Origin of the sequence: Oceanicaulis sp. MMSF_3324 (genome assembly GCF_030733545.1) — a bacterium.
Lineage (GTDB): Bacteria > Pseudomonadota > Alphaproteobacteria > Caulobacterales > Maricaulaceae > Oceanicaulis.
On the sequence record NZ_JASHIU010000014.1, the window covers coordinates 46,333 to 72,440 of the forward strand.

At 62.2% G+C, this 26,108-nt stretch carries 22 protein-coding genes; 4 read left to right on the top strand and 18 right to left on the bottom strand.

What is annotated here, in order from left to right:
* Window positions 1-11 precede the first annotated feature (11 nt).
* Both RBA95_RS12960 and RBA95_RS12965 read right to left on the bottom strand, forming a co-directional pair.
* Window positions 12-1,196, bottom strand: a complete 1,185-nt coding sequence (locus RBA95_RS12960; protein ID WP_306017291.1) for an aspartate aminotransferase family protein — start codon at window positions 1,194-1,196, stop codon at window positions 12-14.
* A gap of 63 nt (window positions 1,197-1,259) precedes the next feature.
* Window positions 1,260-2,096, bottom strand: coding sequence for an ABC transporter permease (locus tag RBA95_RS12965; protein WP_306017292.1), 837 nt, complete (start codon window positions 2,094-2,096; stop codon window positions 1,260-1,262).
* A gap of 232 nt (window positions 2,097-2,328) precedes the next feature.
* Between RBA95_RS12965 and RBA95_RS12970 the strand changes: the two genes are divergently transcribed.
* Window positions 2,329-2,886: a GcrA family cell cycle regulator gene (locus tag RBA95_RS12970; RefSeq protein ID WP_306017293.1), complete on the top strand. Its 558-nt coding sequence runs from the start codon at window positions 2,329-2,331 to the stop codon at window positions 2,884-2,886.
* A gap of 33 nt (window positions 2,887-2,919) precedes the next feature.
* Here the strand turns inward: RBA95_RS12970 and RBA95_RS12975 are convergent, their stop codons facing one another.
* On the bottom strand, window positions 2,920-3,426 hold the full coding sequence (locus RBA95_RS12975) for a GNAT family N-acetyltransferase (RefSeq protein ID WP_306017294.1): 507 nt from the start codon (window positions 3,424-3,426) through the stop codon (window positions 2,920-2,922).
* Between the two features lie 152 nt (window positions 3,427-3,578).
* On the opposite strand from RBA95_RS12975, the gene RBA95_RS12980 reads away from it, so the two are divergent.
* Window positions 3,579-3,860, top strand: a complete 282-nt coding sequence (locus tag RBA95_RS12980) for a hypothetical protein (protein WP_306017295.1) — start codon at window positions 3,579-3,581, stop codon at window positions 3,858-3,860.
* 80 nt (window positions 3,861-3,940) lie between these two features.
* On the opposite strand, the gene RBA95_RS12985 is transcribed toward RBA95_RS12980, so the two are convergent.
* The 5 genes from RBA95_RS12985 to putA form a co-directional block, all read right to left on the bottom strand.
* On the bottom strand, window positions 3,941-4,987 hold the full coding sequence (locus tag RBA95_RS12985; RefSeq protein WP_306017296.1) for a ribonucleotide-diphosphate reductase subunit beta: 1,047 nt from the start codon (window positions 4,985-4,987) through the stop codon (window positions 3,941-3,943).
* A 186-nt stretch (window positions 4,988-5,173) separates the two neighbouring features.
* On the bottom strand, window positions 5,174-6,187 hold the full coding sequence (locus tag RBA95_RS12990) for a lipid A deacylase LpxR family protein (protein ID WP_306017297.1): 1,014 nt from the start codon (window positions 6,185-6,187) through the stop codon (window positions 5,174-5,176).
* Between the two features lie 45 nt (window positions 6,188-6,232).
* Window positions 6,233-7,039, bottom strand: a complete 807-nt coding sequence (locus tag RBA95_RS12995) for a lipid A-modifier LpxR family protein (RefSeq protein ID WP_306017298.1) — start codon at window positions 7,037-7,039, stop codon at window positions 6,233-6,235.
* A gap of 343 nt (window positions 7,040-7,382) precedes the next feature.
* Window positions 7,383-9,263, bottom strand: a complete 1,881-nt coding sequence (locus RBA95_RS13000) for a ribonucleoside-diphosphate reductase subunit alpha (RefSeq protein WP_306017299.1) — start codon at window positions 9,261-9,263, stop codon at window positions 7,383-7,385.
* Between the two features lie 296 nt (window positions 9,264-9,559).
* Entirely contained in the window at window positions 9,560-12,703 is a 3,144-nt protein-coding gene (putA, locus tag RBA95_RS13005; protein WP_306017300.1) for a bifunctional proline dehydrogenase/L-glutamate gamma-semialdehyde dehydrogenase PutA, read from the bottom strand.
* Window positions 12,704-13,372: 669 nt separating this feature from the next.
* On the opposite strand from putA, the gene RBA95_RS13010 reads away from it, so the two are divergent.
* Window positions 13,373-14,449, top strand: coding sequence for a glycosyltransferase family 4 protein (locus RBA95_RS13010; RefSeq protein WP_371933616.1), 1,077 nt, complete (start codon window positions 13,373-13,375; stop codon window positions 14,447-14,449).
* 72 nt (window positions 14,450-14,521) lie between these two features.
* Here the strand turns inward: RBA95_RS13010 and RBA95_RS13015 are convergent, their stop codons facing one another.
* From RBA95_RS13015 to RBA95_RS13035, 5 genes are all read right to left on the bottom strand, one after another.
* Window positions 14,522-15,118: a DUF4167 domain-containing protein gene (locus RBA95_RS13015; RefSeq protein ID WP_306017302.1), complete on the bottom strand. Its 597-nt coding sequence runs from the start codon at window positions 15,116-15,118 to the stop codon at window positions 14,522-14,524.
* 255 nt (window positions 15,119-15,373) lie between these two features.
* Window positions 15,374-16,231, bottom strand: a complete 858-nt coding sequence (gene prmC / locus RBA95_RS13020; protein ID WP_306017303.1) for a peptide chain release factor N(5)-glutamine methyltransferase — start codon at window positions 16,229-16,231, stop codon at window positions 15,374-15,376.
* Window positions 16,228-17,301, bottom strand: a complete 1,074-nt coding sequence (prfA, locus tag RBA95_RS13025) for a peptide chain release factor 1 (RefSeq protein WP_306017304.1) — start codon at window positions 17,299-17,301, stop codon at window positions 16,228-16,230. Before prfA ends, prmC begins: the two co-directional genes overlap by 4 nt.
* A gap of 62 nt (window positions 17,302-17,363) precedes the next feature.
* Window positions 17,364-17,948 (bottom strand): TIGR00730 family Rossman fold protein, encoded by a 585-nt coding sequence (locus RBA95_RS13030; RefSeq protein WP_306017305.1) that lies wholly within the window; start codon window positions 17,946-17,948, stop codon window positions 17,364-17,366.
* Window positions 17,949-18,005: 57 nt separating this feature from the next.
* Window positions 18,006-18,347, bottom strand: a complete 342-nt coding sequence (locus RBA95_RS13035) for an ArsC/Spx/MgsR family protein (protein ID WP_306017306.1) — start codon at window positions 18,345-18,347, stop codon at window positions 18,006-18,008.
* Between the two features lie 113 nt (window positions 18,348-18,460).
* Between RBA95_RS13035 and RBA95_RS13040 the strand changes: the two genes are divergently transcribed.
* Window positions 18,461-19,732 (top strand): serine hydrolase, encoded by a 1,272-nt coding sequence (locus RBA95_RS13040; RefSeq protein ID WP_306017307.1) that lies wholly within the window; start codon window positions 18,461-18,463, stop codon window positions 19,730-19,732.
* Here RBA95_RS13040 and RBA95_RS13045 read toward each other — a convergent pair.
* The 5 genes from RBA95_RS13045 to RBA95_RS13065 all read right to left on the bottom strand — a co-directional run bounded on the left by RBA95_RS13045 (window position 19,729) and on the right by RBA95_RS13065 (window position 26,074).
* Window positions 19,729-20,148, bottom strand: coding sequence for an MAPEG family protein (locus tag RBA95_RS13045; protein ID WP_306017308.1), 420 nt, complete (start codon window positions 20,146-20,148; stop codon window positions 19,729-19,731). The genes RBA95_RS13040 and RBA95_RS13045 overlap by 4 nt on opposite strands.
* 88 nt (window positions 20,149-20,236) lie before the next feature.
* Entirely contained in the window at window positions 20,237-21,379 is a 1,143-nt protein-coding gene (ispG, locus tag RBA95_RS13050) for a flavodoxin-dependent (E)-4-hydroxy-3-methylbut-2-enyl-diphosphate synthase (RefSeq protein WP_306017309.1), read from the bottom strand.
* Between the two features lie 106 nt (window positions 21,380-21,485).
* A complete protein-coding gene (locus tag RBA95_RS13055) occupies window positions 21,486-22,361 on the bottom strand; it encodes a helix-turn-helix domain-containing protein (RefSeq protein WP_306017310.1) in 876 nt (291 codons plus the stop codon).
* A 73-nt stretch (window positions 22,362-22,434) separates the two neighbouring features.
* The gene (gene ptsP / locus RBA95_RS13060) at window positions 22,435-24,738 is read right to left on the bottom strand and encodes a phosphoenolpyruvate--protein phosphotransferase (RefSeq protein ID WP_306017311.1); all 2,304 of its coding nucleotides are present in this window, start codon (window positions 24,736-24,738) and stop codon (window positions 22,435-22,437) included.
* A 100-nt stretch (window positions 24,739-24,838) separates the two neighbouring features.
* Window positions 24,839-26,074 (bottom strand): aspartate kinase, encoded by a 1,236-nt coding sequence (locus tag RBA95_RS13065; protein ID WP_306017312.1) that lies wholly within the window; start codon window positions 26,072-26,074, stop codon window positions 24,839-24,841.
* Window positions 26,075-26,108 lie beyond the last annotated feature (34 nt).

Genomic DNA, 26,108 nt, shown 5'->3' on the forward strand with positions numbered 1-26,108 from the left:
CCGCTTGTTGATTACTCAGGCTGCAGCTCGCCAAGCGCCTTGTCGAGAGCGCTGACTGCTTCACGCACATGATCTTCAGTGATGATCAGCGGCGGGGCCATGCGCGCCACATTGTCCCCGGCCGCGCCCATCAGGAGATGGTGATCGCGCGCCTTGCCGACAAGCGTGCGGTTGACGAAGCCGTCCTTGAGCTTCAGCCCGATCAGCAGACCCCGGCCGCGCAGCTCCTCAACCTTGTCAGAATGCTCGTCCGCAACGCCTGACAGGGCCTGGCGCAGCGTGTTCGAGATATCATTGACGTGCTCCATGAAGCCGGGCTTGGTCAGCTCGTCATAGACGACATTGCCGACCGCCATGGCGAGCGGGTTGCCGCCGAAGGTCGAACCGTGCGTGCCCACGACCATGTGCTCGCCTGCGGCGTCCGTGGTCAGGCAGGCGCCCATGGGGAAGCCGCCGCCCACGCCCTTGGCCACGGCCATGATGTCGGGCTTGGCGGTTTCGGCCCATTCATGCGCCCAGACCTTGCCGGTCCGGCCGGCGCCGCACTGGACTTCATCATAGATCAGCAGAAGGCCGTGCTCGTCGCACAGCTCACGCAAGCCGCGCAGGCACACATCCGGAATGGCGCGCACGCCGCCTTCGCCCTGTACAGGCTCGACGATGATCGCGGCGGTCTCTTCGGTGATGGCCGCTTTCAGGGCGTCATGATCGCCAAACTCGACCTGATCGAACCCTTCCATCGCCGGACCGAAGCCCTCGAGGTATTTGGGATTGCCGCCGGCATTGATGCCGCCATAGGAGCGACCGTGGAAGGCGCCGGTGAAGGTGATGATGCGATACTTGTCCGGACGGCCATTGGCGAAATGGTAATGGCGGGCCGATTTCAGCGCGCATTCCACCGCTTCGGTGCCCGAATTGGTGAAGAACACCCGGTCCGCAAAGCTGTCGCGGCAATACTTCTGCGCCAGTTCGATCTGGCCCGGCACCCGGAACATGTTGGAGGTGTGCCAGAGCTTGTCCGCCTGCTCTTTCAGAGCCGCCACCGCCTTGGGATGGGCGTGGCCCAGCGCATTCACCGCAATGCCGGAGATGAAATCGAGATACTGCTCACCATTCTTCTCGATCAGGTAAGCGCCCTCACCGCGGACGAAATCGAGATCCGGCGGCGAATAGGTGTTCATCAACGGCTTGGGCATGAGAGGCTCCCTGGGTGGAAAGGGGTGAACAATGAGAGGTGCGCTGATCTAGGACCAGACGCGTCAGCTCTTCAAGCGCCAGCCTGAGCGCAGAAGCAGATAGGACGCGACCAGCAGCGCGATATTGATGGCCAGCACCACGAGACCGCCGATCAGAAGCGGGCTGTCATGGGCGCCGATGAAGCCATAGCGGAAGCCGTCAATCATGAAGAAGACCGGGTTCACATGGCTGATCGTGTAAAACGGCTCGGGCAGGATCTCGACCGAGTAGAAGGTGCCGGACAGGAACGCCAGGGGCATGATGATGAAGTTGGTGATCACCGCGAGGTGATCAAACTTCTCCGCCCACAGACCCGCGATCAGACCGATCATCGACATCATCGCCGCCGCCGAGAGCCCGAAATACAGCATCGCCCAGAGATGGCTGATCGACACGTCCACAAAGGGCGCAACGGCGAGCGCCGTAGCCGTCCCGACGATGACTCCGCGCGTCACCGCGCCGCCAATGAAGGCGGCGGCCAGCTCGCCCGGCGAGAGCGGCGGCATCAGGAAATCCACCGTATTGCCCTGCACCTTCGCCACGATGAGTGAGGAAGAGGAATTCGCGAAGCTGTTGTTGAGCATGCCCAGCATGATCAGGCCGGGGGCGACAAAAGCAGTGAAGTCCACGCCCATCACCTCGCCCCGCCGCGATCCGATCGCGAGCGAAAAGACGATCATGTAAAGCAGAGTCGTCGCCACAGGGGCCAGTACGGTCTGGAAGCTGACCTTCAGGAACCGGCGCACTTCCTTCTTGTAGAGCGTCCACAAGCCGAGCCAGTTCACAGCGCCCAGCGGTCGCGGCTGCGGGGGTGTGGAAACAGCTGTGGATTGCGGCGCCGAGGCGGCTTGATCTGACATGAGCGACTCCCCTTAAGGCTCTGTACGCGCATCTAGCACGCCGGTCGCGGCCTGTTGAGGCCATGCAATGCGCAAGAAGTTATCCACGGGCGAATCGAGTCGGCATCTTGTGCCTAGCGACGCAGGGGATACTGTATCTCGTGTTCACACCCCAGATGTAGGGCAAGGCAATGACCCTATCACTAGGTGTAGAATATGTGGATGAGCTTAATTGGGCGAGGAGCGCACCGCCATGGCGTGGACCGAAGACCGTGTGGAAACCCTGAAAAAGCTGTGGGCTGATGGCCTGAGCGCCAGTCAGATCGCCAAGCAGCTGGGCGGGGTCACCCGTAACGCCGTGATCGGCAAAGTGCACCGTCTGGGCCTGTCCGGCCGCGCGGCGCCCTCGCGCCCAGCGCGCCGTCCGGCCCCACGGCCGGCCCCGCGTCCCGCGGCCAAACCCGCCGTGGCGAAAGCGACTGCGCCGCAGGCTGCACCGGCCAAGCCCAAGCCTGTTGTCGCCGAAGCCAAGTCCGCGCCGCTGGCCGCTCCCAAGGATGCCGCGAAGCTCCCCAATGGCGAATACGCCACTGTGCTGACCCTGCGCGAAGGCATGTGCAAATGGCCGATCGGCGACCCGACCGACACTGAATTCCGCTTTTGCGGCCGCCATTCCGGCATTGGCAACGCCTATTGCGAAGCCCATGCCCAGCTGGCCTACCAGCCTCAAGCCAAGCGCAAGCGCAAGCCCGGCGATGACGCCAAGGCCGTGCTCGACAGCCTGCAGGCGGCGCGCCGCGTGAACTTCTAGTCTGACCTCACATCAGACTCACAAAAGCCCCGGTCATTGGCCGGGGCTTTTTCGTGGCGCGAGCGAAAGCTCGTATCTCAGAAAGCGCTGACCGGCATGATCATCCTCTCCGGCATACACTGCGCCATAGCGCGTCAGGGCTGAAAGGGAGCGGCGTGACGGCGCCAGAAGAAAGCTGATCACCTCGATCCGCTCATCATGGCGGGCGAACTCCAGCGCCTTGAGAAAAACGGATCGCCCCAGGCCGAACGCCTCCGGGGTCAAAACCAGGCCAAAATCCCAGGTTTCGCCGTCCTTTTCGAACCCGCCCCAGCCCACATAGCGCTCCCCTGAATAGATCGCCCAATGGCCCAAACCGTCCTTGATCCAGCGTTGACGCTTGGCAGCCTGAAAGGCCTGAGCGTCCTGTATGGTCCAAGGATGCGTCAGCAGCGGCAGGTGGGCGGCCACGCGCGGATCATTCATGTGCGTCACGAGCTGCTCGGGCGGGACAGCGCCCAGATCATCAAAGCGGAGGGATGAGGAGACTTGGTCAATCATGGCCCTGAAATATAGCGCCAAAGCGCGAAGGCCCAATCAATAGCCGGTCACGATCCAGCCAGACATGGCCTGTCGCGCTTGACCCATTGACCGCTGGAGAGTGAGATCATTCTCGCTCGCGCTTTATTCCGCCTGGCTCCGGAGCGATTGACTTGATCTGGCTCAGCCTACTTCCCGCCCTCCTGGATCTGGCGTTTACAGTCCACAATATCCTGAGATGGGGCATCGAGGCAGAGGACAACCCATTATGGAAATGGGTGCACCGGCACGGTGGATTAACAGGGATCGTGCTGGCCTTTCTGGCCCTCGTCACGGCATTGGCGGCAGTCGCCTATGCATATGACCTGCTCCCCGTGCTCGCCCTGATCTACATGCCGCCTCTGATCGCCCATATTGTGATCATACCGCACAATATCCGTGCGGAACGTCGTTAGCAGAAACGCGCTTGATCCCATGAAAAACCCCGACGAGCAGAACTCGCCGGGGTTGTCAGAACCAGAGATAAGGGCCCGCCTTATTCCGCCGGCGTTGCGCCGGCATTCACCGCGCGCTTCATCATCATGTTGTCGAAGTTCGACCAGACGCCGGCATCGCCATGCCAGTCGCCCTGGGTGGCGCCCTTGGAATATTCCGTGGCCCGCGCTTCGAAGAAGTTTGCGTGCTCGACCCCGTTCAGGATCTCGGTCAGCCACGGAATTGGGTGCTCTTCCACGCCATAGATTGTGGGCAGCTTGAGCTGCTTCATGCGCCAGTCGGCGATGTAGCGAATGTAGTTCTTGATGTCTTCAGGCGTCATGCCTTCGACTTCGCCGGCCTCGAACGCGAGCTCGATGAACTTGTCCTCAAGCTTGACCACTGTCTGGCAGCAATCGGCGATGTCGTCCTTCACGCTCTTGGTCAGCGCACCGGTTTCATCGGCGAAGGTGTGGAACAGCTTCATCATCCCTTCGCAATGCAGCGACTCATCGCGCACCGACCAGGACACGATCTGGCCCATGCCCTTCATCTTGTTGAAGCGCGGGAAATTCATCAGCATCGCGAAGCTGGCGAACAGCTGAAGGCCTTCGGTGAAGCCGCCGAACACCGCCATCGAAGTCAGGATGTCTTTTTCGGTCTCACAGCCGAACTTGCCCAGATAGTCGTGCTTGGCCGCCATCTCCTCGTACTCCATGAAGGCGGAGAACTCGGTGTCGGGCATGCCAATGGTTTCCAGCAACAGCGCATAGGCTGCGATGTGGATCGTCTCCATGTTGGAGAAGGCGGCGAGCATCATGCGCACTTCAACCGGTTTGAAGAGCGGCATGTAGTTTTCCATGTAGTTCGCGCCGACTTCCACATCCGACTGGGTGAAGAAGCGGAAGATCTGTGTCAGCAGATTGCGCTCCTTGTCGGTCAGCTTGGTCGCCCAGTCCTTGCAGTCCTCGCCCAGCGGCACCTCTTCAGGCAGCCAGTGCACCTGGGACTGCACCTTCCAGAAGTCATACGCCCACGGATAGCGGAACGGCTTGTAGGTCAGGCTGGGAGTCAAAAGGCCCGGGCGGTCTGAAGCGACGGTAAGCATGGCGTTTCTTTCTCGGCTCTGCGCGTTCGGTATGAGGGGCAGGAACGTTTTCAGCACGACAGATAGCGCTTCAGCCCCTCAGGTCCACTACATATTGTGTCGCAATGAGTCTGGTTTCCAGTGTATTAATCCGGTTATCCACGTTGGAAGAAACTTGACCCGGACGCGACTCAAACCGGCCATCGGCTAAAAGGCGCGCGATAGCGAAATCGCGCCAAAGCGTTGCGGCCCGCTCTGGCTCGCATACTGCTCGCTTCGGACCACATAGGTAAAGGCCAGCCGGAAGGAATTGATGTGCAGCGCCGCGCCGGCCTGCAGGTCGCCGACCCAGACATTGCGATCCACCGAGCGCGAGTCACGATAGGTGTTGCCGTCCAGGAAAACGTCGCGCGCCACGGCATAACCGCCCACGCCGGCGAACACGTAGGCCGCAATATGTTGTGTGGGCGTGTAGAGGCTGGAGGGCGCGAGCGCCGGCCGCAAACGCGGCGGGGAAAACGCATCCTGCAAATCCGTACCGAAGCGAACCGTCGCCCCGGCGGACACATCTGTGCGCAGCGTGCCCAGCGTCAATCCGGCATGTCCCATGATATCGGCGGCGTAATGGCCGAATCGCCATTGATGCAGACGCTCGGTGCGCTGGCCTGAAATCGCGAACACCAGCTCGTCATGAAGCTGGGTGTCCCAGCCCTGCGGCTCCTTGCCGTCTATCAGCTGGTGCCAGCTGGACTGAACGAACTCGCCCTGGGCGCTCGGACCGATCATGCCCACATCGATGAGAATGGTGTGCTCGCTATTGGGAGTCCGGGCGGATGCAAACCAGTTCACGTTCAGATGCGCCGCATAGGGATGGTCATCGAGCGGCGGCGATTCAAGCGAGATATCGCTCGCCGTATAAAGCGTATGGGCAAGCGCGAAGCCCTGACGCACGCGCGCGCCCTTGAGATTGACGAAGGGTTGCGTCCGCGCCGCCTGGGTCAGCCAGCGGCTGACCTCGTCCTCGGGCGCCACCCATTCCAGCCGCACCCCGTTGGTGTAATGCCGGTCCGTCCCGCCAAACAGGTCGTTCTCGACCACAAGAGTCAGAACGCCGCCGTCTTCAGGCGGCGCATTGCGGGGATGGTCGCGCGCTTCAGCATGGGTCGCGATCACACATAACAATGCCGCCGCCCCGAAGAGCGCGGAGGTCAGCTTTATCATGACGTGCAATCCTTCCGCCGCGTTCAGGTCCGACGCTCTGAAGCCCTATCGACGCAGTGTCAGTGAGAACGCTGCGAACCCTTCTGATGTTTCCCAGGATTCCGTGGGAAGCGCATAGCGGGTTTCACGCTGAATATAGGCAAAGGAGATGTCTGCGCCGCCAAAACGAGCAGCAATGCCGGCCTGCGCATCACCGACGGTGGCATAGGGCCCCATGGCCAGCGCATTGCGCATGTTGAAACCGGCGCCGGGATCATACATCAGCGCCTGTTGATCAGCCCCTGCAAAGAACCACCAGGCCGGACGATCCTCGCCAAATCCTTCATCCAGATACTGACCCAGACGCACAGTGGCGCCCGCTTCCGCTGCGGGGCCGTTCTGACCAATGGACACACCTGCACGCGGCGCCACACCGACATCCAGACCGTCCAGACCGCCGCGCGAGTCAAAAGCATTCTCATAGCGCAGTGTCATGCGGCGATTGGCTCGTCCGGAAGGGTCAAGCTCGCTACCGGCGATATCGGCATAGGAATCGGACAGGACCGAAAGCGCGGCATCCGGAGCTCGCCCGTCGAACAGGGAGACCGATATCCGGCCGCCAGAGGGCATTTCCACAAGCGTGGTCCCAGCCTGGTAAAACGCTGAAAAACCCTCCATGGCCGCGCTGTCGGAACGAACACTGAGCGCCACCCCGGCGAGACGCGCCGCGTCCGGTCGCGCGGATGCCGAATCAGATCCGATAAATTCGCTGTAACCTGGCGAGCGCCCCAGGGTCGGACGGCTCTGATAGTCGCTGGACGACCGAACGGCGGCGCCGGGCGCAAACTCGGCCTGAAGGGGGCCGAGAATCATGGCGCGCGTTTCTTGAGATGCCTGCCCCTGCTGTGCAAAAGCGCGCTCAGACGGACCGCTGAACACACTCAGGCTTGCTGCAGCAAGCAGCGCAGCAAGAGCGGGTGCGCTCCGGCCGGCTGGTCCTGCTGTACACTCCTGTTGCGTGATCATACCGGTCCCCATCGGTTTCAACTTAGCGTGATCAAATCATACCATGAACAATGGCCATTCTTTGATCAAGGAGGCTTCTTTATAGTTAACGGTTCATAAAAATAGTTAGCCCTGTAAATTCATACGCTTAAATACAAAGAACCCCGGCTGGCGCCGGGGTTCTTCGTTTATGCCCGAAATTTTTTCGCGCCTACTGACAGGCGAGGCACTCGTCATAATCCTTGGGCGCAGCATCGTTGAGCGATTTGGCCATCTCGTCCTTTTCACCCGCGCCGGCATAGGCGGCGCGCTGCACCGATTTCGAGCGGCAATAATACAGGGACTTCACGCCCTTCTCCCACGCCGACCAGTGCAGCATGTGCAGGTCCCATTTGTTCACGTCACCCGGCAGGAACAGGTTCAGCGACTGCGCCTGGCAGATATAGGGCGAGCGATCGGCCGCGTGCTCGATGACCCAGCGCTGATCAAGCTCGAACGCGGTCTTGAAGACGTCCTTCTCCAGCTCATCCAGGCAATCAAGATGCTGGACGGACCCTTCATGCTCAAGGATCGACGCCCACACGGACGGGGTGTTCTTGCCCTTCTCCTCAAGCAGCTTCTCGAGATACGGGTTCTTCACGGTGAACGAGCCGGACAGGGTCTTGTGCGTGTAGACATTGGCCGGGATCGGCTCGATGCCGGCAGAAGTGCCGCCGCAAATGATGGAGATCGACGCCGTCGGCGCGATCGCCAGCTTGTGAGAGAAGCGCGCCTTCACGCCGTTCTCGTCCGCGTCAGGGCAAGCGCCGCGCTCTTCAGCCAGTTTGACCGAGGCTTTGTCTGCGCCCTGGCGGATATGCTGGAACATGCGCTTGTTCCAGGACTGGGCCATGGCGGACTCAAACGGCACATTCATCTTCTGCAGGAAGGAATGGTATCCCATCAGGCCCAGCCCCACCGAGCGCTCGCGGGCCGCCGAGTATTTCGCGCGCTCCATCTCATCGGGCGCGCGCTCGATGAAGTCCTGCAGGATGTTGTCGAGGAAGCGGAAGATGTCCTCGAGGAAGCGTTCGTCGTCTTTCCACTCGAGGAACTTCTCGGCATTCAGCGAGGACAGGCAGCACACGGCGGTGCGGTCATTGCCCAGATGGTCCACGCCAGTCGGCAGCGTGATTTCAGAGCACAGATTGGACTGACGCACCTTCAGGCCCAGCTTGCGCTGGTGAGCAGGCAGATTATTGTTCACCGTGTCGGAGAACAGGATGTAGGGCTCGCCGGTCTGAAGACGAACTTCCAGGATCTTCTGCCACAGCTTGCGGGCGTTGACGGTTTTCACCACCTCGCCGGAGCGCGGAGAGATCAGCTCGAACTCTTCATCCTTGGCGACGGCCTCCATGAACGCGTCAGAGACGTTGAGACCGTGGTGAAGGTTGAGGCTCTTGCGGTTGAAGTCGCCCGACGGTTTGCGGATTTCGAGGAATTCCTCGATTTCCGGATGATGGATGTCGAGATAGACGGCTGCGGATCCGCGGCGGAGCGAGCCCTGGGAGATCGCCAGCGTCAGCGAATCCATCACGCGGATGAACGGAATGATGCCGGAGGTCTGACCGTTCTGGCCCACTTTCTCGCCGATGGAGCGCACGCTGCCCCAATAGGTGCCGATGCCGCCGCCATTGGAGGCCAGCCACACATTCTCGGTCCAGGTGGACACAATATCGCCCAGCGAATCGTCCACCGAGTTGAGGAAGCATGAGATGGGCAGGCCGCGATCCGCGCCGCCATTGGAGAGCACGGGAGTCGCCGGCATGAACCACAGATTCGACATGTAGTCATAAAGACGCTGGGCGTGCTCGAGGTCGTCGGCATAGGCCGTCGAAACGCGCGCAAACATGTCCTGGTAGGATTCGCCGGGCAGCAGGTAACGGTCGACCAGGGTCTTCTTGCCGAAATCGGTCAGAAGCGCATCCCGGCTGGGGTCCGTCTTAACCTTATCAACCAGACGAAGCTGAACAGCCTTGGGCTTGCCGCGCAGGGCCGAAGCGGACTCCTGCTCGCGGGCTCCGGTAGCGTGGGCTTGGTCGAAAGGCGTCATCTCTACCCGCTCCAATTCAGCGTCGCGCGTTATGCCTGCGAGAGGCCTTTTCCCGCGCGCTGCTTAAGAAAAACCTATACATGGTGTGCGGCTTCCCCCGGAAACCGCAACATATAGTGCTAGCGTCCCCACTGACCGTCAACGGGTCAAACCGGCCGCCAGCCGCTTTTTTCGTAAACAAAGTCCTACCAGAAAACGCTCCGGGCCCGGACTCGTTAAGGAGTCCGGGCCCGGGGATAAATGCGGTTTCTTGTGGATATCTGTTGCGAACCCTAAAGCCCGCAACGTGGGTCGGGTTAACCCAGAGACAGAAGCTCGGGGTCGCCGCCCTGGGCCGCCACGTTAATGGTCACGGTGTGCTCGGCCGCGAAGCGGTAGATATAGTGCGGACCGCCCGCTTTCGGACCCGTGCCGGACAGGCCTTCACCCCCGAAGGGTTGAACGCCGACCACAGCGCCGGTGATGTTGCGATTCACATAGCAATTGCCCACCGGCACCGCCGCACGGACCATGTCCGCGAATCGATCCAGCCGACTGTGAATGCCCAGCGTCAGCCCATAGCCCTTGTCCGCCAGCTGGCGCGCAACGGCCTGAAGGTCAGAGCGCTTGTACCGCATGACATGCATGATCGGGCCGAACTTCTCTTCGGTCAGCTGATCAAGCGAGTCGATCTCCACCAGGGTCGGCGCAAAGAACTGCCCCTTGGCGGCCATGTCCTCGCTCAGCGGCGCCCGGTGAAGCACCTTGGCGCGTGCTTCCATGTCCTTGACGTGCTCGCTGAGCATTTCATGGGCTTCGGAGTCGATCACGGGGCCGACATCGGTGGCGGTATCCGCCGGGTCGCCCAGCACAAGCATGTCCATGGCGCCCTTGATGCCGTTGATCAGAAGATCACCGATTTCGTCGGGAATCAGCAGGACACGCAGCGCCGAACACCGTTGGCCCGCAGAGCCGAAAGCCGAATTGATCGCATCATCGATGACTTGCTCATGCAGCGCCGAGGTGTCCACGAACATGCCGTTCAGACCGCCGGTTTCTGCAATCAGCGGCACGATGGGCCCGTCCTTGGCGGCAAGCGTGCGGTTGATGATCCGCGCCACATCGGTCGAGCCGGTAAAGGCCACGCCGTCAACGCCAGGCAGCTCGGTCAGGGCGCCGCCAATCTTGCCGTCACCCGGCAGGAGATGCAGCACGCCTTTGGGCAGGCCCGCCTCGAGATAGATCTTCACGGCTTCAAAGGCGATCAGCGGGCTTTGCTCCGCCGGCTTGGCCAGGACAGCATTGCCCGCGGCCAGCGCCGCAGCCACCTGTCCGGTGAAGATCGCCAGCGGGAAGTTCCACGGGCTGATGCAGACAAACACGCCCCGACCCGCCAGGCCCAGATGATTGGTCTCGCCCGCCGGTCCGGGCAGACGCACCGGATCGCCGAACTTGGTTTCCGCCTCGACGGCGTAATAGCGCAGGAAGTCGACCGCTTCGCGCACTTCGGCGATGCCGTCCGGCAAGGTCTTGCCGGTTTCACGCGCCATCAGCGACATCAGGCGATCCGTGTTGGCCTCCAAGGCGTCCGCCATGTCACGCAGGACCTGCGCGCGCTCCGGACCGCCCTTGGCGTTCCATTCGGCCTGGGCCTCATGGGCGATCTCATAGGCGTTCTTCACATCCTCCTCGGTCGCATCATGGATCGTGGAGACCGTGAAATCCTTGTCCGCCGGGCTGACCATGGGCTGGCCGTCTTCAGTGCGGGCCTCACCATTGATGATCGGGCCACAGGCATAGGGAGCCTTGTCGTCGAAAGCCTTCTGGGCTTCCGCCAAACGCTTGCGCACCGCAGCCTGGGTCAGATCCATGCCGGCCGAATTGAGGCGGTCGGGACCATACAGCTTCGGCGGAATCGAGATGGACGGGTGACGATCAAGCGTTGAGGCCGCCGCAAACGGTCCGCTCGCCACATCCGCTGCGGGCACATCTTCATCCAGGAAGGCGTGCACGAAGGAGGTGTTGGCGCCATTTTCCAGCAGGCGACGCACCAGATAAGGCAACAGATCCTGGTGGCTGCCCACAGGCGCGTAAACCCGCACATTCCCCAGATCGGAGAAAGCTTCAGCCGCAGCGGCGTAAAGCGGCTCGCCCATGCCATGCAGACGCTGGAACTCGTAAGGCGGATTGCCGGTTTCCGCTGCGATCTGGCGCACCGCAGTCAGGGTGTGCGCGTTGTGGGTCGCAAATTGCGGGAAGATGGCGTCAGGAGCGCCCAGAAGCTTGCGCGCGCAGGCCAGGAAGTTCAGGTCCGTCGCCGGCTTGGTCGTCCAGACCGGGAAGTCCGGCTGGCCGTTCATCTGAGCGATCTTGATCTCGGTATCCCAATAGGCGCCTTTCACAAGACGGACCATGAACCGGCGACCGGTTTCCTGGCCCAGCTCGATTAGCTTGTCGAGCACGCTCAGGGCGCGCTTTTGGTACGCTTGGATGACGATGCCGAGCCCGTCCCAACCCGCCAGGGAAGGTTCACGCGCCAAGCGATCAAAGATCTTCAGTTGGATGACCAGACGATCACTCTCTTCAGCGTCCAGGCTGAAGCCCAGATCGGCGTCCTTCGCCAGCTGCGCCAATTCGAGCGCCCGCGGATAGAGCTCGTCCATCACCTGCTCTTCGCGCACCGCCTGATAGCGTGGGTGAAGGGCAGTCAGCTTCACGCTCACGCCATCTACGTCCTCGATGGCGCCCTTCTGACGCTTGTCTGCGACGACGCGGATCGCATGGCGATACTTGTCGAGATAACGCTGGGCGTCCTCATCCGTACGGGCGCCCTCCCCGAGCATGTCGAAGCTGAAGAGCGGCTTGACCGACCCGTAGGTTTTCCAGCCCCGTCCGCGTTTGATGGCGCTTTCGATATCGCTGCCCAGAACGAACTGCTCGCCCAGGATACGCATGGCGCGACGAACGGCGGTCCGGATCACCGGCTCGCCCAGACGCCCCGCCATCTGCTTGAAGTATTCGCCCGGATTCTTTTCGGCGCGGGAATCCACCTTCAGGATGGACCCGGTCATCATCAGACCGATCGTGGAGGCGTTGACCAGCCAGTTATCGGACTTCCAGGCGTGCTCCACCCAGGACCCGGACCCGATCTTTTCGGCGATAAGGTCATCAGCGGTTTCAGCATCCGGGACTCGCAGAAGCGCTTCAGCCAGACACATAAGCGCCAGGCCTTCTTTATTGCTCAGGCCGAATTCCTGGAGAAAGCTCTCCATCAATCCGCCGCCATGGCGCGTCTTGCGCGCTCGCTCAACGAGCTTGATGGCGGCGTCGCTGGCGGCCTGTTGGCCTTCAGCGCTCAAACCGATCGCATCCTCAAGCTGGCGGGCCGCTTCACGTTCATCAGCGAATTTCTCGCCGTCCAGAGCGTCCCAATCGATAGAAATGTCTGTCCAGTCGCGCATGGTCCAAAGCCTCTCGAACCCAGATCGGCCGGCGCATCCGGCCCTGTTACAGCGGACAATGCTTGCTCAAGCCGTAGAATTCAACCCCGGCTATTCACAATCAGTACAAGTCCGCACGGCGTGGCACTGCAGCATAACTGCATAGAATTTATTTTGAACTGAAAATATCTAAGTTCACTTTAATATATTCCATTACAGATTTCGTCATGACATAACCTCTCGCACTTTACTTCGTCGCAGATTTTATTTTTGGCAATCGTTTTCGCAGCAGGTTTGAGCTTCGAAATTTTCTATTTCAGCCAACATGGAAGTGTTTGTACAGTTAGAGAAATCTATTTCTCTCGACACATACTCATGTTGAAAGCGGCTCGTGCTACGCGGGACATCTGCAAAGACTGGTTTTCCGTTAGCCGGCTGCCTGCAGATTGCTCCTTACTTGACGATTGCCTCCATCTCCTTTGTTGCGCTGTGCGAGCGCAGACAAAGCTTGCACATTTTATCAACGGCGCAGTTCGAGAAGGGTTCCACCAGTGATCCGCCCGTCCGCGTTCGCCATGCACAGAAAGCCCGGCGGGCGCCGACAGCCCTTCGACAAACGGCGAAAACACGCTAAACCGGCCTCAAGAGACACAGGTTCTGGAGGTCCTCGCCATGGAGGAAAGTGCGCCGCTGCGCATCATGCTCGTCACCGATGCGTGGGAGCCTCAGGTCAATGGCGTGGTCCGCACGCTTTCGCGCACCGTGGAAGAATGTCGTGCAATGGGTCACGAGGTCGAGGTCATTCACCCCGGCCTTGGCTTCAAGACCTTCCCGTTGCCGACCTATCCCGAGATCAAGATGGCGGTCGGCGCCCGCAAGGAGCTTGAAAGCCGCTTCAAGGCGTTCGAACCCGAAGCCATCCACATCGCGACCGAAGGCTCGCTGGGCCAGGCCGCGCGCGCGATCTGCCTGAAGTGGAAGCTGCCCTTCACGACCAGCTATCACACCAAATTCCCCGAATATGTGAACGCGCGCTTCCCGTTCATTCCCATTTCGGCAGGCTACTGGTTCATGCGGCGCTTCCACAATTCGGGCAACCGCCTGATGGTGGCGACGCCGTCCATGCGCGATCTGCTGTCCGAACGCGGCTTCAACAACATCACTCCCTGGGCGCGCGGCGTGGACACCGAGCTGTTCCACCCCGACAAGCGCCATATGGGCGGCAAGAGCGTTTATGAGGGCATCGAAGGCCCGATCTTCGTCTATATCGGCCGGGTTGCTGTCGAGAAGAACATCGAGTCCTTCCTCGATCTCGACCTGCCCGGCACCAAGGTCGTCGTCGGCCCCGGCCCGCAGCTCGAAGAGCTGAAGGAAAACTATCCCGACGTCGTCTTCACCGGGAACAAGTCCGGTGATGAGCTGGCCCGCCACTTCGCGGACGCCGACGTCATGGTCTTCCCCAGCTTCACCGACACATTCGGACTGGTGATACTGGAATCCATGGCGACGGGCACTCCGGTCGCCGCCTATGTGGCGAACGGACCCAAAGACATCATTCCCGGCTCCAAGGCCGGATCCGTGAATGACGACCTGAAAGTCGCCTGCCTTGAGGCCCTGGAAATGACCCGCGAGGACTGCCGGGCCTATGCGGAGAAATATTCCTGGCGCTCCTGTGCGGAGGAGTTCGTGCAGAACCTCAAACCGCAACCGCGCCCGGAACGGCGCCGCTTCTGGCGCCGGCTGCGCCGACTGGGCCGCGGCGGCTAAGCCCCCCTCAGAACACAAAAAAGGCTGGAGCACTGCTCCAGCCTTTTTCTGTTTCAGACGCGAAGTCGCCGATCAGGCCGCTTCGCCCTTATCCTTTTTTTCGGAGTCGCCATCCGCCGCATCCAGGGCTTTCTGAGCGTCGACATCCGCCTTGCTGCGACGCGTGCGCGTGCGCTTTTTCGGCTTTTCGTCGCCTGAGGGCTGGGCATTGCCGTCTTCAGAGGATCCGGAGGCTTCAGCGCCCTCGGGTTCGACAACCTGGAGCGGATCCTCGCTACCCTGATCATCACGCCGGCGACGTCCGCGCTGGCGGCGCGGACGCGGCGCTTCATCCGATTGCGATGCGTCGTTATTGCCGCCATTGCCTTCAGCGGAATTGTCGCTGGAGTCATCAGAGGCGTCAGAGTCATCACCAGAATTGTTCTGGTCCTCACGCTCATCGCGTTTGGGCTGGTTCGCCTGCATGATGCGCAGATAGTGCTCGGCGTGCTGGTAATAGTTTTCAGCCATCACCCGGTCGCCCGAAGACGAAGCGTCGCGCGCGAGCTGCATGTATTTGTCATAGATATGAGAGGGCGCGCCCCGAACTTTGACGTCCGGCCCGTTACTCTCATATGAGCGATTACTGGGCGATCCGGCCTTCCGGCCTCGTCCGCGTTGACGCTTCATGTTCAAGAACCTGATCTCTTTTCGGGTTGTTGATACCGTAATAGCCGACACGAGCCGCGAAATCCGCGTCTATCGGCGCGAGCGCAATCAAGAGGTTGCGGTCGAACTCGATAGTGTATGGGCCAATGGGTCAGCGAGGTGCCCGGTAATCGCGTCAGAACAGCCCCTGCTCCGACATGCATCACCCGCTGGACTTAGCCGCACCCTAGACGCAGCTTGAGGCAGATTCCAACACTTTTCTGCACGCAAAAGCGATCATCCCGCAAACTGCACGCTCAAGACGCGATCATGACCGGCCAGATCCTTGATGATCCGAGCCGTTTTCGCACCCGCTTTCTGCGCCGCGTCCACCGCCCATTCACCCTGGTCATAGCCGATTTCAAACAATGCCAGTCCGCCCGGCGCCAGCAGGCGGGACGCCTCTGCGATCAGATGCGGATAGGGTTCAAAGCCGGTTTCGCCCCCTTCAAGCGCCAGACGCGGCTCATGCACCCGCACTTCAGGTTCAAGCGTATCGACCACGGACGCTGCGATATAAGGCGGGTTGGAAACGACCAGATCAAACCGCCCTGTCACACCGTCCGCCCAGCTCGCATGCAGGAACCGGACGCGCTCCGCCAGACCCGTGAATTCGGCATTCTCACGCGCCACATCCAGCGCAGCGTCGCTGATATCCGTCGCCAGACCTTGGGCATTCCCGTACTCGCTCAGCAGCGCCAGAATGATGGCGCCCGATCCCGTCGCAATATCCAGAATTTTCAAAGGCGCGGCGCGATCGTCGAACGCGCTCAGGGCCGCTTCGATCAGGGTTTCAGTGTCCGCGCGCGGGGTCAGCACATCACGCGTCACCTTCAGATCCAGCGTCCAGAAAGGCTGCGTTCCCAGGATATGAGACAGCGGTTCGCGCTGCTCGCGACGCGTCACATAGCGCTCGAATAGGGTCTGTTCGGGCGCCGGCATGAGCGCCGACATCTCGGTCAGAAGACGCGCTGGCGACAGATCGCTGGCGGCATGCAGGAGCCGACGCGCTTCATCGGCCGCATCGTCCAGTCCGGCATTACGCAGCCGCTCGGTTGCAAGCCGGACGTTTTCAGAGCGCGTAACCGGACTCAAGCTTCTTCCATCGCCGCCAGTTTCGCGGCCTGGTCCTCGGACAACAGCGCGTTGATCACTTCATCCAGCGCATCCCCCGCCAGAATTTCATCGAGCTTGTACAGGGTCAGATTGATACGGTGATCGGACACCCGGCCCTGGGGGAAGTTGTAGGTGCGGATGCGCTCTGAGCGATCGCCCGAGCCGACCTGGCCCTTGCGTTCAGCGGCGCGCGCCTCGTCCTTCTCTCGACGTTCCTTTTCATAAAGGCGGGTCTTGAGCACCTGCATGGCGATGGCGCGGTTCTGGTGCTGGGACTTCTCCGAGCTGACCACCACGATGCCGGTCGGGATGTGCGTCATGCGCACGGCGGATTCGGTCTTGTTCACGTGCTGACCGCCGGCGCCGGAGGCGCGCATCGTGTCCACGCGAATATCCTCGTCCTTGATGTCGATCTCGACATTCTCGGGCTCGGGCAGCACCGCCACCGTGGCGGCAGAGGTGTGAATGCGCCCGCCGGATTCAGTGACGGGCACGCGCTGAACCCGGTGCACGCCGGATTCAAACTTCATCTTGCCGAACACGCCCTTGCCGTTCACCGACGCCACGATTTCCTTGAAACCGCCGACTTCCGCCTCAGACGCCTCGATCACCTCGACCTTCCAGCCATGGGTGGAGGCGTAGCGCTCGTACATGCGGAACAGATCGCCTGCGAAGAGCGCCGCTTCATCCCCGCCCGTCCCGGCTCGGATCTCGAGCATGATGGACGCGTCGTCGTCTCGGTCCTTGGGGATGAGCAGAAGCTGAAGCTCACGCTCGAGCCCGGGCAGCCGCTTTTTCAGGTCCTGACGCTCTTCCTCGGCCAGCTCGACCATATCGCGGTCCGAGCCGTCCTCGATGATGGCTTCGGCCTCGGCGAAGCTCTCACGCGCCGTCTTGAGCTCACGCGCCTTCTCGGCCACCTGCTTGAGCTCGGCGTGCTCCTTGGAAAGCGAAACAATCTCGTCCGGGTCGGCGGCCGCGCTCAAACGCGCCTCGACCTGATCGAACCGGTCAATGACCTGGTCCAGCTTTGCGTCCTGAATACTCATGATCGATCAGTTACGCCCGAGCGGCCGTTTTGGAAAGGGGGAGAGGCTGTGTGTGGGCGGTTTCAGACCTGCCCCGCCTCCAGCGTCGCAATCATGCCAGGATGCTCGAAGGCCTCGAACTTCTCAAGCAGCTCTTCAATGGTCTCGCCTCGCACCAGCATAGCGCGGTGCTTGTCCAGAAGGAAATCCTCCGCGGTCATGTGATCGATGAATTCGAGCAACTTGTCGTAATACCCGTTCACATTGAGCACGCCGACCGGCTTTTTGTGCCGGCCCAGCTGAGACCAGGTCCAGACCTCGAACAGCTCTTCCATCGTACCGATGCCGCCGGGCATGGCGATAAAGGCGTCCGACGCCTCCGCCATCATCAGCTTGCGTTCGTGCATGGAGGAAACGATGTGCATGTCCTGCACGCGAGGATGGGCGATTTCCTTCTGGTGGAGAAAGTCGGGGATCACCCCGAAGACGTCACCGCCCGCATCAATGCAGGCGTCCGCCACCAATCCCATCAGCCCGACCTGACCGCCGCCATAGACCAGGCGGATATCGTTTTGAGCCAGTGTCTCGCCCACCGCTTTCGCTGCGCGGGCGTATTCCGCTGCGGCGCCCGGATTGGAGCCGCAATACACACAGATAGATTTTTTCATGGGTTTCAATCTAGGGCGTCAGAGCCTGCTTCGATAGGGCCATTTGCGCATAACGGCTCACCTTTGCAGCGCTGTACGCACTTCGTCCGACCAACCGACGGTGACGGCGTCATCGCGCTCGATGACCGGGCGCTTGATGAGCGTTGGGTTCTCCACGAGCAATGCCGCCGGGTCAGTATCCATCCGCGCGCGTTGCGTTTCATCCAGGCCGCGCCAGGTGGTCGAGCGCGTATTGACCAGCGCCTTCGCCCCGACAGCGTCTAGCCAGACCGGAACCCGGTCTGCAAGATCGGCCTCGGCGCGAATATCGACGAAGCTGTGCGCGAGGCCGTCGGCCTGAAGCGCTTTGACTGCCTTCTTGCAGGTGTCGCAGTTGTGAAGTCCGTAAACGTTGATCATGACGAGCCCCCTTGCTCTAAGCTGATCGCGATCATTTCATCATTTCAATACGCTGATTACACGACGCGTACGAATCCAAGCCTGATGGACGGCCTAAGCCTGCGGGGGACGCAATGAAAGTCTTGAAACACATCTTGTTGCTGCTGGGCGGCTTTATCGGGGTAGTGGCGGCCCTGGCTCTGGGCGTCACTCTATATGTCATCATCAACGCCCAGATGGGATGGCGCGACCTGCCCGACGAAGACGCGCCACAGCATGCGGACGTCTATGATGAGCGCTTCGCCGATATTTCCGATTCCGCTCTGGCCCTGCTTGCAGCTATGAGACGTGAAGAAGGCGTGCCAGGGGCAACCGCAGCCGTCGCCGTTGATGGCCAGCTGGTCTGGGCCGCCGGCGTCGGCTGGGCCGACCTGGACACCAACACGCCAGCGACCCCCGACACCGTGTTCCGCATCGGCTCCACGTCCAAAGCCATAACCGCCACCGTCATCGCCCGACTGACAGAGGCCGGCGTTCTGGATCTTGATGACACGGTCGACGCTCACGTCGCCACCCCGCCCAATCCCAACTGGGGCCCGATGGAGATTGATCAATTGCTGTCCCATACGGCCGGTTTTCCCGGGTATGAGGAGAATACGGACTGGGCCGGCGTCTATGCCTCCCTGCGCATGTCGCGCCAGTATGACAGCATCGAAGAGGGGCTCGGGCTGGTGGACGGCTCAGACCTGCTTTACGCGCCGGGCGAGGATTTCCACTACAACTCGTTTGACGTGAACCTTGCCGCCTTTGTTGCGGAACAAGCCTCCGGCCAGAGCTATGCGCGCCTGCTGGAAGAGCAAGTCCGCCGTCCTCTGGGGCTGGAAACGCCCATCCCGGCAGACCTGGGCCCGGCGCCGGACAGCCTCGCCACGTTCTATCTCATTCGCGACAACGGTGAGTACCGCAATCGCGGACAGGTCAATGTCAGCCAGCGATGGGCGAGCGGAGGCCTGTACAGCAGGTCGGTCGATCTGGTGCGCGTCGCCAGCGCCTGGCTGGATGACGACTATATCTCTGAAACCACGCGCGAGCGGTTCTGGACCCCCATGACGCTCTCTTCGGGCGAAATGAACGAGCAGGGCTACGCCATTGGCTGGCGCACCAACCCTGAAAGCACCACCCGCTTTGGCGAGGACGCGCCCGTGCGCATCGTCCACCATGGCGGGGTCAGTCGCGGCGCGATGAGCTGGCTGATCCTCTATCCTGAACTGGGCATGGCGGTCGCGGTGAACATCAACACCGAGACCGAGGAATTCGGTGACTTCTCGAGCGTGGAGCCCGAAATCACCCGCCTGTTCGCCGAGGCGGTCGGCCGGACGCCCGAGAACGCCCGGCTGCCGGACTAGACCATCAGAACCAGCAGATTGCGCACCGCCATCACGATCAGCACCACGCTGGACAGGCTGAACAGCACGAAGCGGACGGGCACGAAGTTCACTGTCGCCTGGAAGATGCTGTGCGCCACGCGCAGGATGACATAGGCCCAGGCGAGCCCGATATTGAGCGGATCGGCGACGCCGACCAGGTGGCTGTAGGTGGCCAGCGCATAGAACACCACGGGCTGTTCGTGCAGGTGATTGTAATTGTCCGCCACCTGGCGCACCGAGCGCGGCAGCACGTCGAGCTGGGATCTTTCCTTGAGCTCGGCGGGCTTGAGCCCGGCTTTCTGCATGGCCGGAATGCGTGTGGCGTACATCCACAGCCACATGATCAGCGTCCAGCACACCAGCATCAGCACTGGCGTCATCATCGATTGAAACATGGTCTACTCCCCTGACAGGCCGCTCTGACGGCGGCTCCAGGGGAAGCTAAGCGCAAGCCGGGCCTGCAGGGAAGCGCAAACTGGGTCTCTATTGGGCCGCTGCTTCTGACGCTTCACGCTCGGCGCGCATCTTTTCGGCCTTGTCCTCGACCGCCTCGACGATGCGCTCGATCATGGTCTCGTTGGAGACCTTCTCATCGGCCTGGCCGGCGAAGTAGAGCATGCCCGAGCCCTTGCCGCCGCCGGTGAAGCCGAGATCGGTATAGGCGGCTTCACCCGGGCCGTTCACCACGCAGCCAATGATGGACAGCGAGATCGGCTCGGAAATATGCTCGAGCCGCTCTTCCAGCGTTTCAACGGTCTTGATGACGTCAAAGCCCTGACGCGCGCAGCTGGGACAGGCGATGATGTTCACGCCGCGCGTGCGCAAACCCAGCGATTTGAGAATGTCGTAACCGACCTTGATCTCTTCCACTGGGTCGGCGGAGAGCGATACGCGAATGGTGTCGCCGATCCCCGCCCACAACAGCGAGCCCATCCCGATCGAGCTTTTCACGCCGCCCGTGCGCAGGCCGCCCGCTTCGGTCACACCGAGATGCAGCGGCGCATCGGTGGCTTCAGCCAGCGCCTGATAGGCGGCTACCGTCAGGAAGACGTCGGACGCCTTCACCGAGATCTTGTATTCGCGGAAATCGAGGTCTTCGAGGATGCGCGCATGATTGAGCGCGCTTTCCACCATGGCTTCCGGACAGGGCTCACCGTACTTTTCGAGCAGCTCGCGCTCCAGCGACCCGGCATTGACCCCGATCCGGATCGAGCAGCCATGATCACGGGCGGCGGAGACCACTTCTTTCACCCGGTCCATCGAACCGATATTGCCCGGATTGATCCGCAGGCAGGCCGCGCCGGCTTCGGCCGCTTCAATGCCGCGCTTGTAGTGAAAGTGGATGTCGGCGACGAGCGGGACCTTGGCGGCTTTCGCGATCGTCTTGAAGGCGGCGGTGGAGTCTGTGTCGGGGCAGGAGACCCGCACAATGTCCGCGCCCACCTCTTCGAGTTGGCGGATCTGGTTGATCGTCGCGTTGGCGTCCGCGGTCGGCGTGTTGGTCATGGACTGCACCGAGATCGGCGCGTCGCCGCCAACCGGCACATTACCCACATGGATCTGACGGCTTTGGCGACGGTCAATCATCCGCCAGGGCCGCACTTTGGTGTGGTCTTCAACCGCCATGTCGCCGCCTCGCTTGAAAGCAGGGTTTCAGTCTTGCAGAGGATATAAGCGTTTCAGGCGCGCCAAGCGAGCCCTGCTCATGAGCGCGCGGGCTCAAAGCACAGTTCTAGCCCGCGTCGGTTTCGCGCAATGCGGTCAGCACGAATTCAGCCGCCGACACATTGTCGACCGCCTGACCCGGCTCGCCCAGGGCGCCGAGCGGGCGTCCGGCGGCGCGAACAAGCACCGCGCCGGCGTCATTCGTGGAAATGGTCAAACCCGGCTCATCCGGCGCGCGATACAGCTCGCCCGGCTCAAGCTCACGCGCGGCCAGGATGCGTCCCGACGCGTCGCGCACTTCGATATCGACGCGACCGCCAGCTTCCAGGATCAGCGTATTGCCTGCATTGGCGTCCGGCAGTCCGGACCAGATGGCGGCGCGGCTGGGCGCCGAGGAGCTCTCCAGCTCCACAAGCGGGGCTTCGGCGCGCATGAGCGCATCCATGGGCGCGGCCGCGCCTGCGAAGGCTTCCGCGCGGGTGACGTAATTGCCGTACCAGCCGGCCGCGACCACAACGCCGCCCAGAATGAGGATGGCGCCGACAAGACCGCGGGGCAGCTTGATTTCGCGACGTTCCTGCGGCGCGGTCGGCTCACCGCGACCCGCATCGCAATCGACTTCCGCCTTGAACTGACGCACGCAGTCGGCAACGTCCAGGCCGAGGAAAGCGGCATAGGTGCGCAGATACCCGACAGCATAGGCCTTGGACGGCAGACCGCGCGGGTCCATCGTCTCAAGAGCGTCGAGGTAATCACGTTTGATGCGAGTGCGTGCCGAAGCGCTATCGAGGGTCAGTCCGGCATGGGTGCGGCTCAGGCGCAGGCGCTCGCCCAGGCTCACGCCTTCCAGCGCCGGGGCCGGCGCGCTGAACACCGCGTCGACAGGGACATAGCCTGTCTCGTCAGACATCGGTTCGTAATCGCGCATCTTCGCGTTCGCCATTTTCTGCGTCACAAGGGACGCTCCCCTCTAGTGTGGCGCCCCAGCCTCACTGGTAGTTATTCAACCAAATGCTTTAGTTTTTATCAACAACTTCTCGCGGCAATCCGATTTCTTTTCCAGCCCGGAGCATGCGGTCACGCAAGGAAGGCGGACCGATTTTCGCGCCTTGCTGGATTTCGGCTTCCAGCCAGGGCGTCAGAAGGCTGAGGTCACATCCCGCCAACGCCTGCTTGACCGGGCCGATCGAACCCGCCGCCATCGAGAGGCTGCGATATCCCAGCGCCGCCAGCACACAGGCTTCGAACGGGCGCCCCGCCAACTCCCCGCAGACATTCACCGGCTTGCCGGCATTCTCACACGCTTGCCTGACATCTTTAAACAAGCGTAACGCAGGTGCGCTGATCGGGTCGTAACGGTCTGAAACACGTGGGTTTTGCCGGTCCGCCGCGAAGAAATACTGCATCAGGTCATTGGCGCCGACCGAGACGAAATCCGCCAGCTCCAGACAAGCCTCAGGCGCAAACGCCACCGCGGGCGTTTCCAGCATCAGCCCGACGCGTAATTCATCCGGCGCGTCGTGGCCATGACGGCGCGCCATATCCAGTTCGCGCTCCAGCACATCGCGTGCTGCAGCAAGCTCTTCAGCGACCGAGATCATCGGGAACAGGACATTGAGCGTCCGGCCGCCCGAGGCCCGAACCAGGGCGCGCAGCTGGTAACGGGTCAGGGCGGGACGATCGAGTCCCATGCGAAGCGCCCGCCAGCCCAGGGCCGGGTTCGGCTCACGCATGGACGGGATGAAGGGGGTCACCTTGTCGCCGCCCAGGTCCAGGGTGCGGAACACCACGGGCTTGTCACGAGCCGCGTCATAGACGGCCTTGTACAATTCGATCTGGGCGCTCAATCGCGGCAGCGTATCGGCCACCATGAACTGGAACTCGGTGCGGAACAGGCCCACGCCCGCCGCGCCCGTATCCTCGAGCCGGTTCATCTCCACCAGAAGGCCGGCATTCATGCCCAGGCTCAATTCCTGGCCGTCCGCTGTGCTGGCGGGGGCGTCGCGCAAGTGCGCGAAGGTCCGCTGGCGTTCTTTCAGCGCTTCGATGCGCTCGTCATATGCGGTGCGCACTTCTTCGTTGGGACGCACGTGCAGGAGGCCGAACTCGCCATCCAGAATGACGCTATCGCCCTCCTCGACCCGGTCGAGCGCGCCTTCCAGACGCCCCACCATGGGGATGCCCAGAGCCTTGGCGACAATGGCCGCATGGCCGGTCACCGAGCCCTCCTCGACGGCGATGCCCGCCAGGCGCGAGCGGTCAAATTCGAGCAGTTCGGCCGGCCCCACGGAACGCGCCACAATGACCGCATGCTCCGGCAGGCTGTCTTCGTCATGTTCTTCAGTGCGCGCGAGGTGACGCAGAAGCCGGTTGGCCAGGTCTTCCAGGTCATGGAGACGTTCCTGGAAATGCGCATCGCGCGCTTTCATCAGGCGCGCGCGGTGTTCGTTTCGCACTCGCTCGACAGCCGCTTCCGCCGTCAGGCCGGCCCGGATCGCCTCGCCCAGCTGGTTCAGCCAGCCGCGGTCATGGGCGAACATGCGATACGTCTCAAGAACTTCGCGTGACGGCGTGCCAATGGGCACGCGACCGGAATCCAGCAGCTGATCCACAGACCGGCGCAGACGCGTGACCGCCTCGTTCAGACGCGCTTCTTCGGCTGCCGCGTCATCGGCCACGAGCCGGGTCGACAGCACGTGGGGCTCATGTTTCACCGCCACGCCGCGCACCACGCCCGACGACAGGGCCAAACCCTGGAACCGTTCAGGCTTGGACAGACGCACTTCAAGCTCGGCAAAGCCTTCCGCCTGCACCAGCTCGCCGGAGGTGACGATCTCCGCCAGCAGCATGGCCACGGTCTGAAGCGTTTCGATCTCTTCTTCGGTGGTCGGACGCACAGCGCCGGTCTGCGCGGTCAACACGCCCACGAGACGACCGCCTCGCAGAATGGGCACGCCCACAAAGCTCTTGAACGGCTCTTCGCCGGTTTCGGGCTTGTAGGAAAAGCTGGGATGGGACGGCGCGTCTTCCACCGCGAAGGGACGGGCCCGACGCGCCACTTCGCCGACCAGTCCTTCGCCGGCGTGCAGCCGCACACGGTGCACGGCGGACGCATCCAGACCATGGGTCGCCGACAATTCCAGTGCGCCCGACGGGCGCACCAGATAGATCGAGCACACATCCGAGCCGGTTTCTTCCGCTATGATGTCCGTCAGCCGGTCGAGGCGCTTTTGCGCATCTTCCTGGGCCGCCATAAGGTCACGGATACGGCTTAGCAGGCGGCGAGGGCCGCGCGCGGTGGACAGGCTTTTCGGCGTCATGGCGATCTGTCAGGCATCCTGTCTGGGGCCGTCACACAACGGGACGCGCCCGGTCGAGTCCGGCATTGAGCCGATAGAGGCATTGTTTAAGCGGGGTTCGTCAAGTCTTGGACGGCGCCGCACCCAACCTGTAGGCCGTGTGCAACGCACGCACAGCGTGTTCGAGAAGGTCGGCATCCACAAGGGCCGAGATCTTGATCTCGCTGGTGGCCGTCATCCGCACGGCGATCCCCTCTCGCGCCAGAACGCCATAAAGCGTGCGGGCCACATCCGCCCGACCGCGCAATCCCGTGCCGACGACCGAGACCTTGGCGAGCCCGGTTTCCGAGCGCACTTCAAGCCCGTTGGGACGCGCCGCGCTTTCAGCTGCGGCCAAAGCTCGCGGCAGGTCCCGCCCCGCCACCGAGCATTCCACAACCGAGCCGCCCGAACGTGCGCGGGCCTGCACGATCATGTCCACATCCACATCCGCTTCGCCCAAGGCGGCGAACAGAAGCTCGGCGGCCTGGGGTCCCTCGCCGCCATGGATGGACAGGCGCGCCTGGTCGCGCGCATAGGCGACGCCGGAGACGATGCGCTTTTCGGCGATCTCGGCCTCGGGCGTGACTTCGGTTCCGGCGCTTTGTCCCGCCGGCAGGAAGCTCGATTTCACACGCAGCGTGACGCCCTTGGCCTTGGCGTATTCCACAGAGCGGGTCTGAAGCACCTTGGCGCCCATGGCCGCCAGCTCCAGCATGGCGTCATGGCTGATCCGCTCGACCCGCACTGCTTCCGGCGCAATCCGCGGATCGGTGGTGAACACCCCGTCCACATCTGTGTAGATATCACACTCCGCGCCCACGGCCGCTGCGACCGCAGCGGCGCTCAGATCGGTGCCGCCGCGCCCCAGCGTGCCCAGACGCCCCTCGGCGTTCAGCCCCTGATAGCCGGCGACCACAGGGATGACGCCATCGCTCATCATGGCGTCCAGCGGGGCGCCATGGATGTCGGTGATCTTGGCGCTGCCGGGCGGGCCTTCGACCAGAATGGGCAGGCTCCAGCCCATGACCGCTTCAGAACGGAACCCTTCGCGCTTGAGCGCCAGCGCCATCAGCGCAGCGCTGGCCTGTTCGCCCGCCGCCAGCACCGTGTCGGTCTCCACCTCACCCAGGCCGCCGCCCAGCGCTTCAGCCGCGCCCAGCAGGCGATCGGTTTCCCCCGCCATGGCGGATACGACGACCGCGACCTGTTTGCCGGCGCGCGCCTCGGCCGCGACGATGGACGCGGAATGAGCGATCCGCTCAGGGTTCGCCATGGAGGTGCCGCCAAATTTCAGCACAAGGCGTGGCGCGGTCATAAGCGTCCTCCAGACACGGGATAATCAGCAGTAC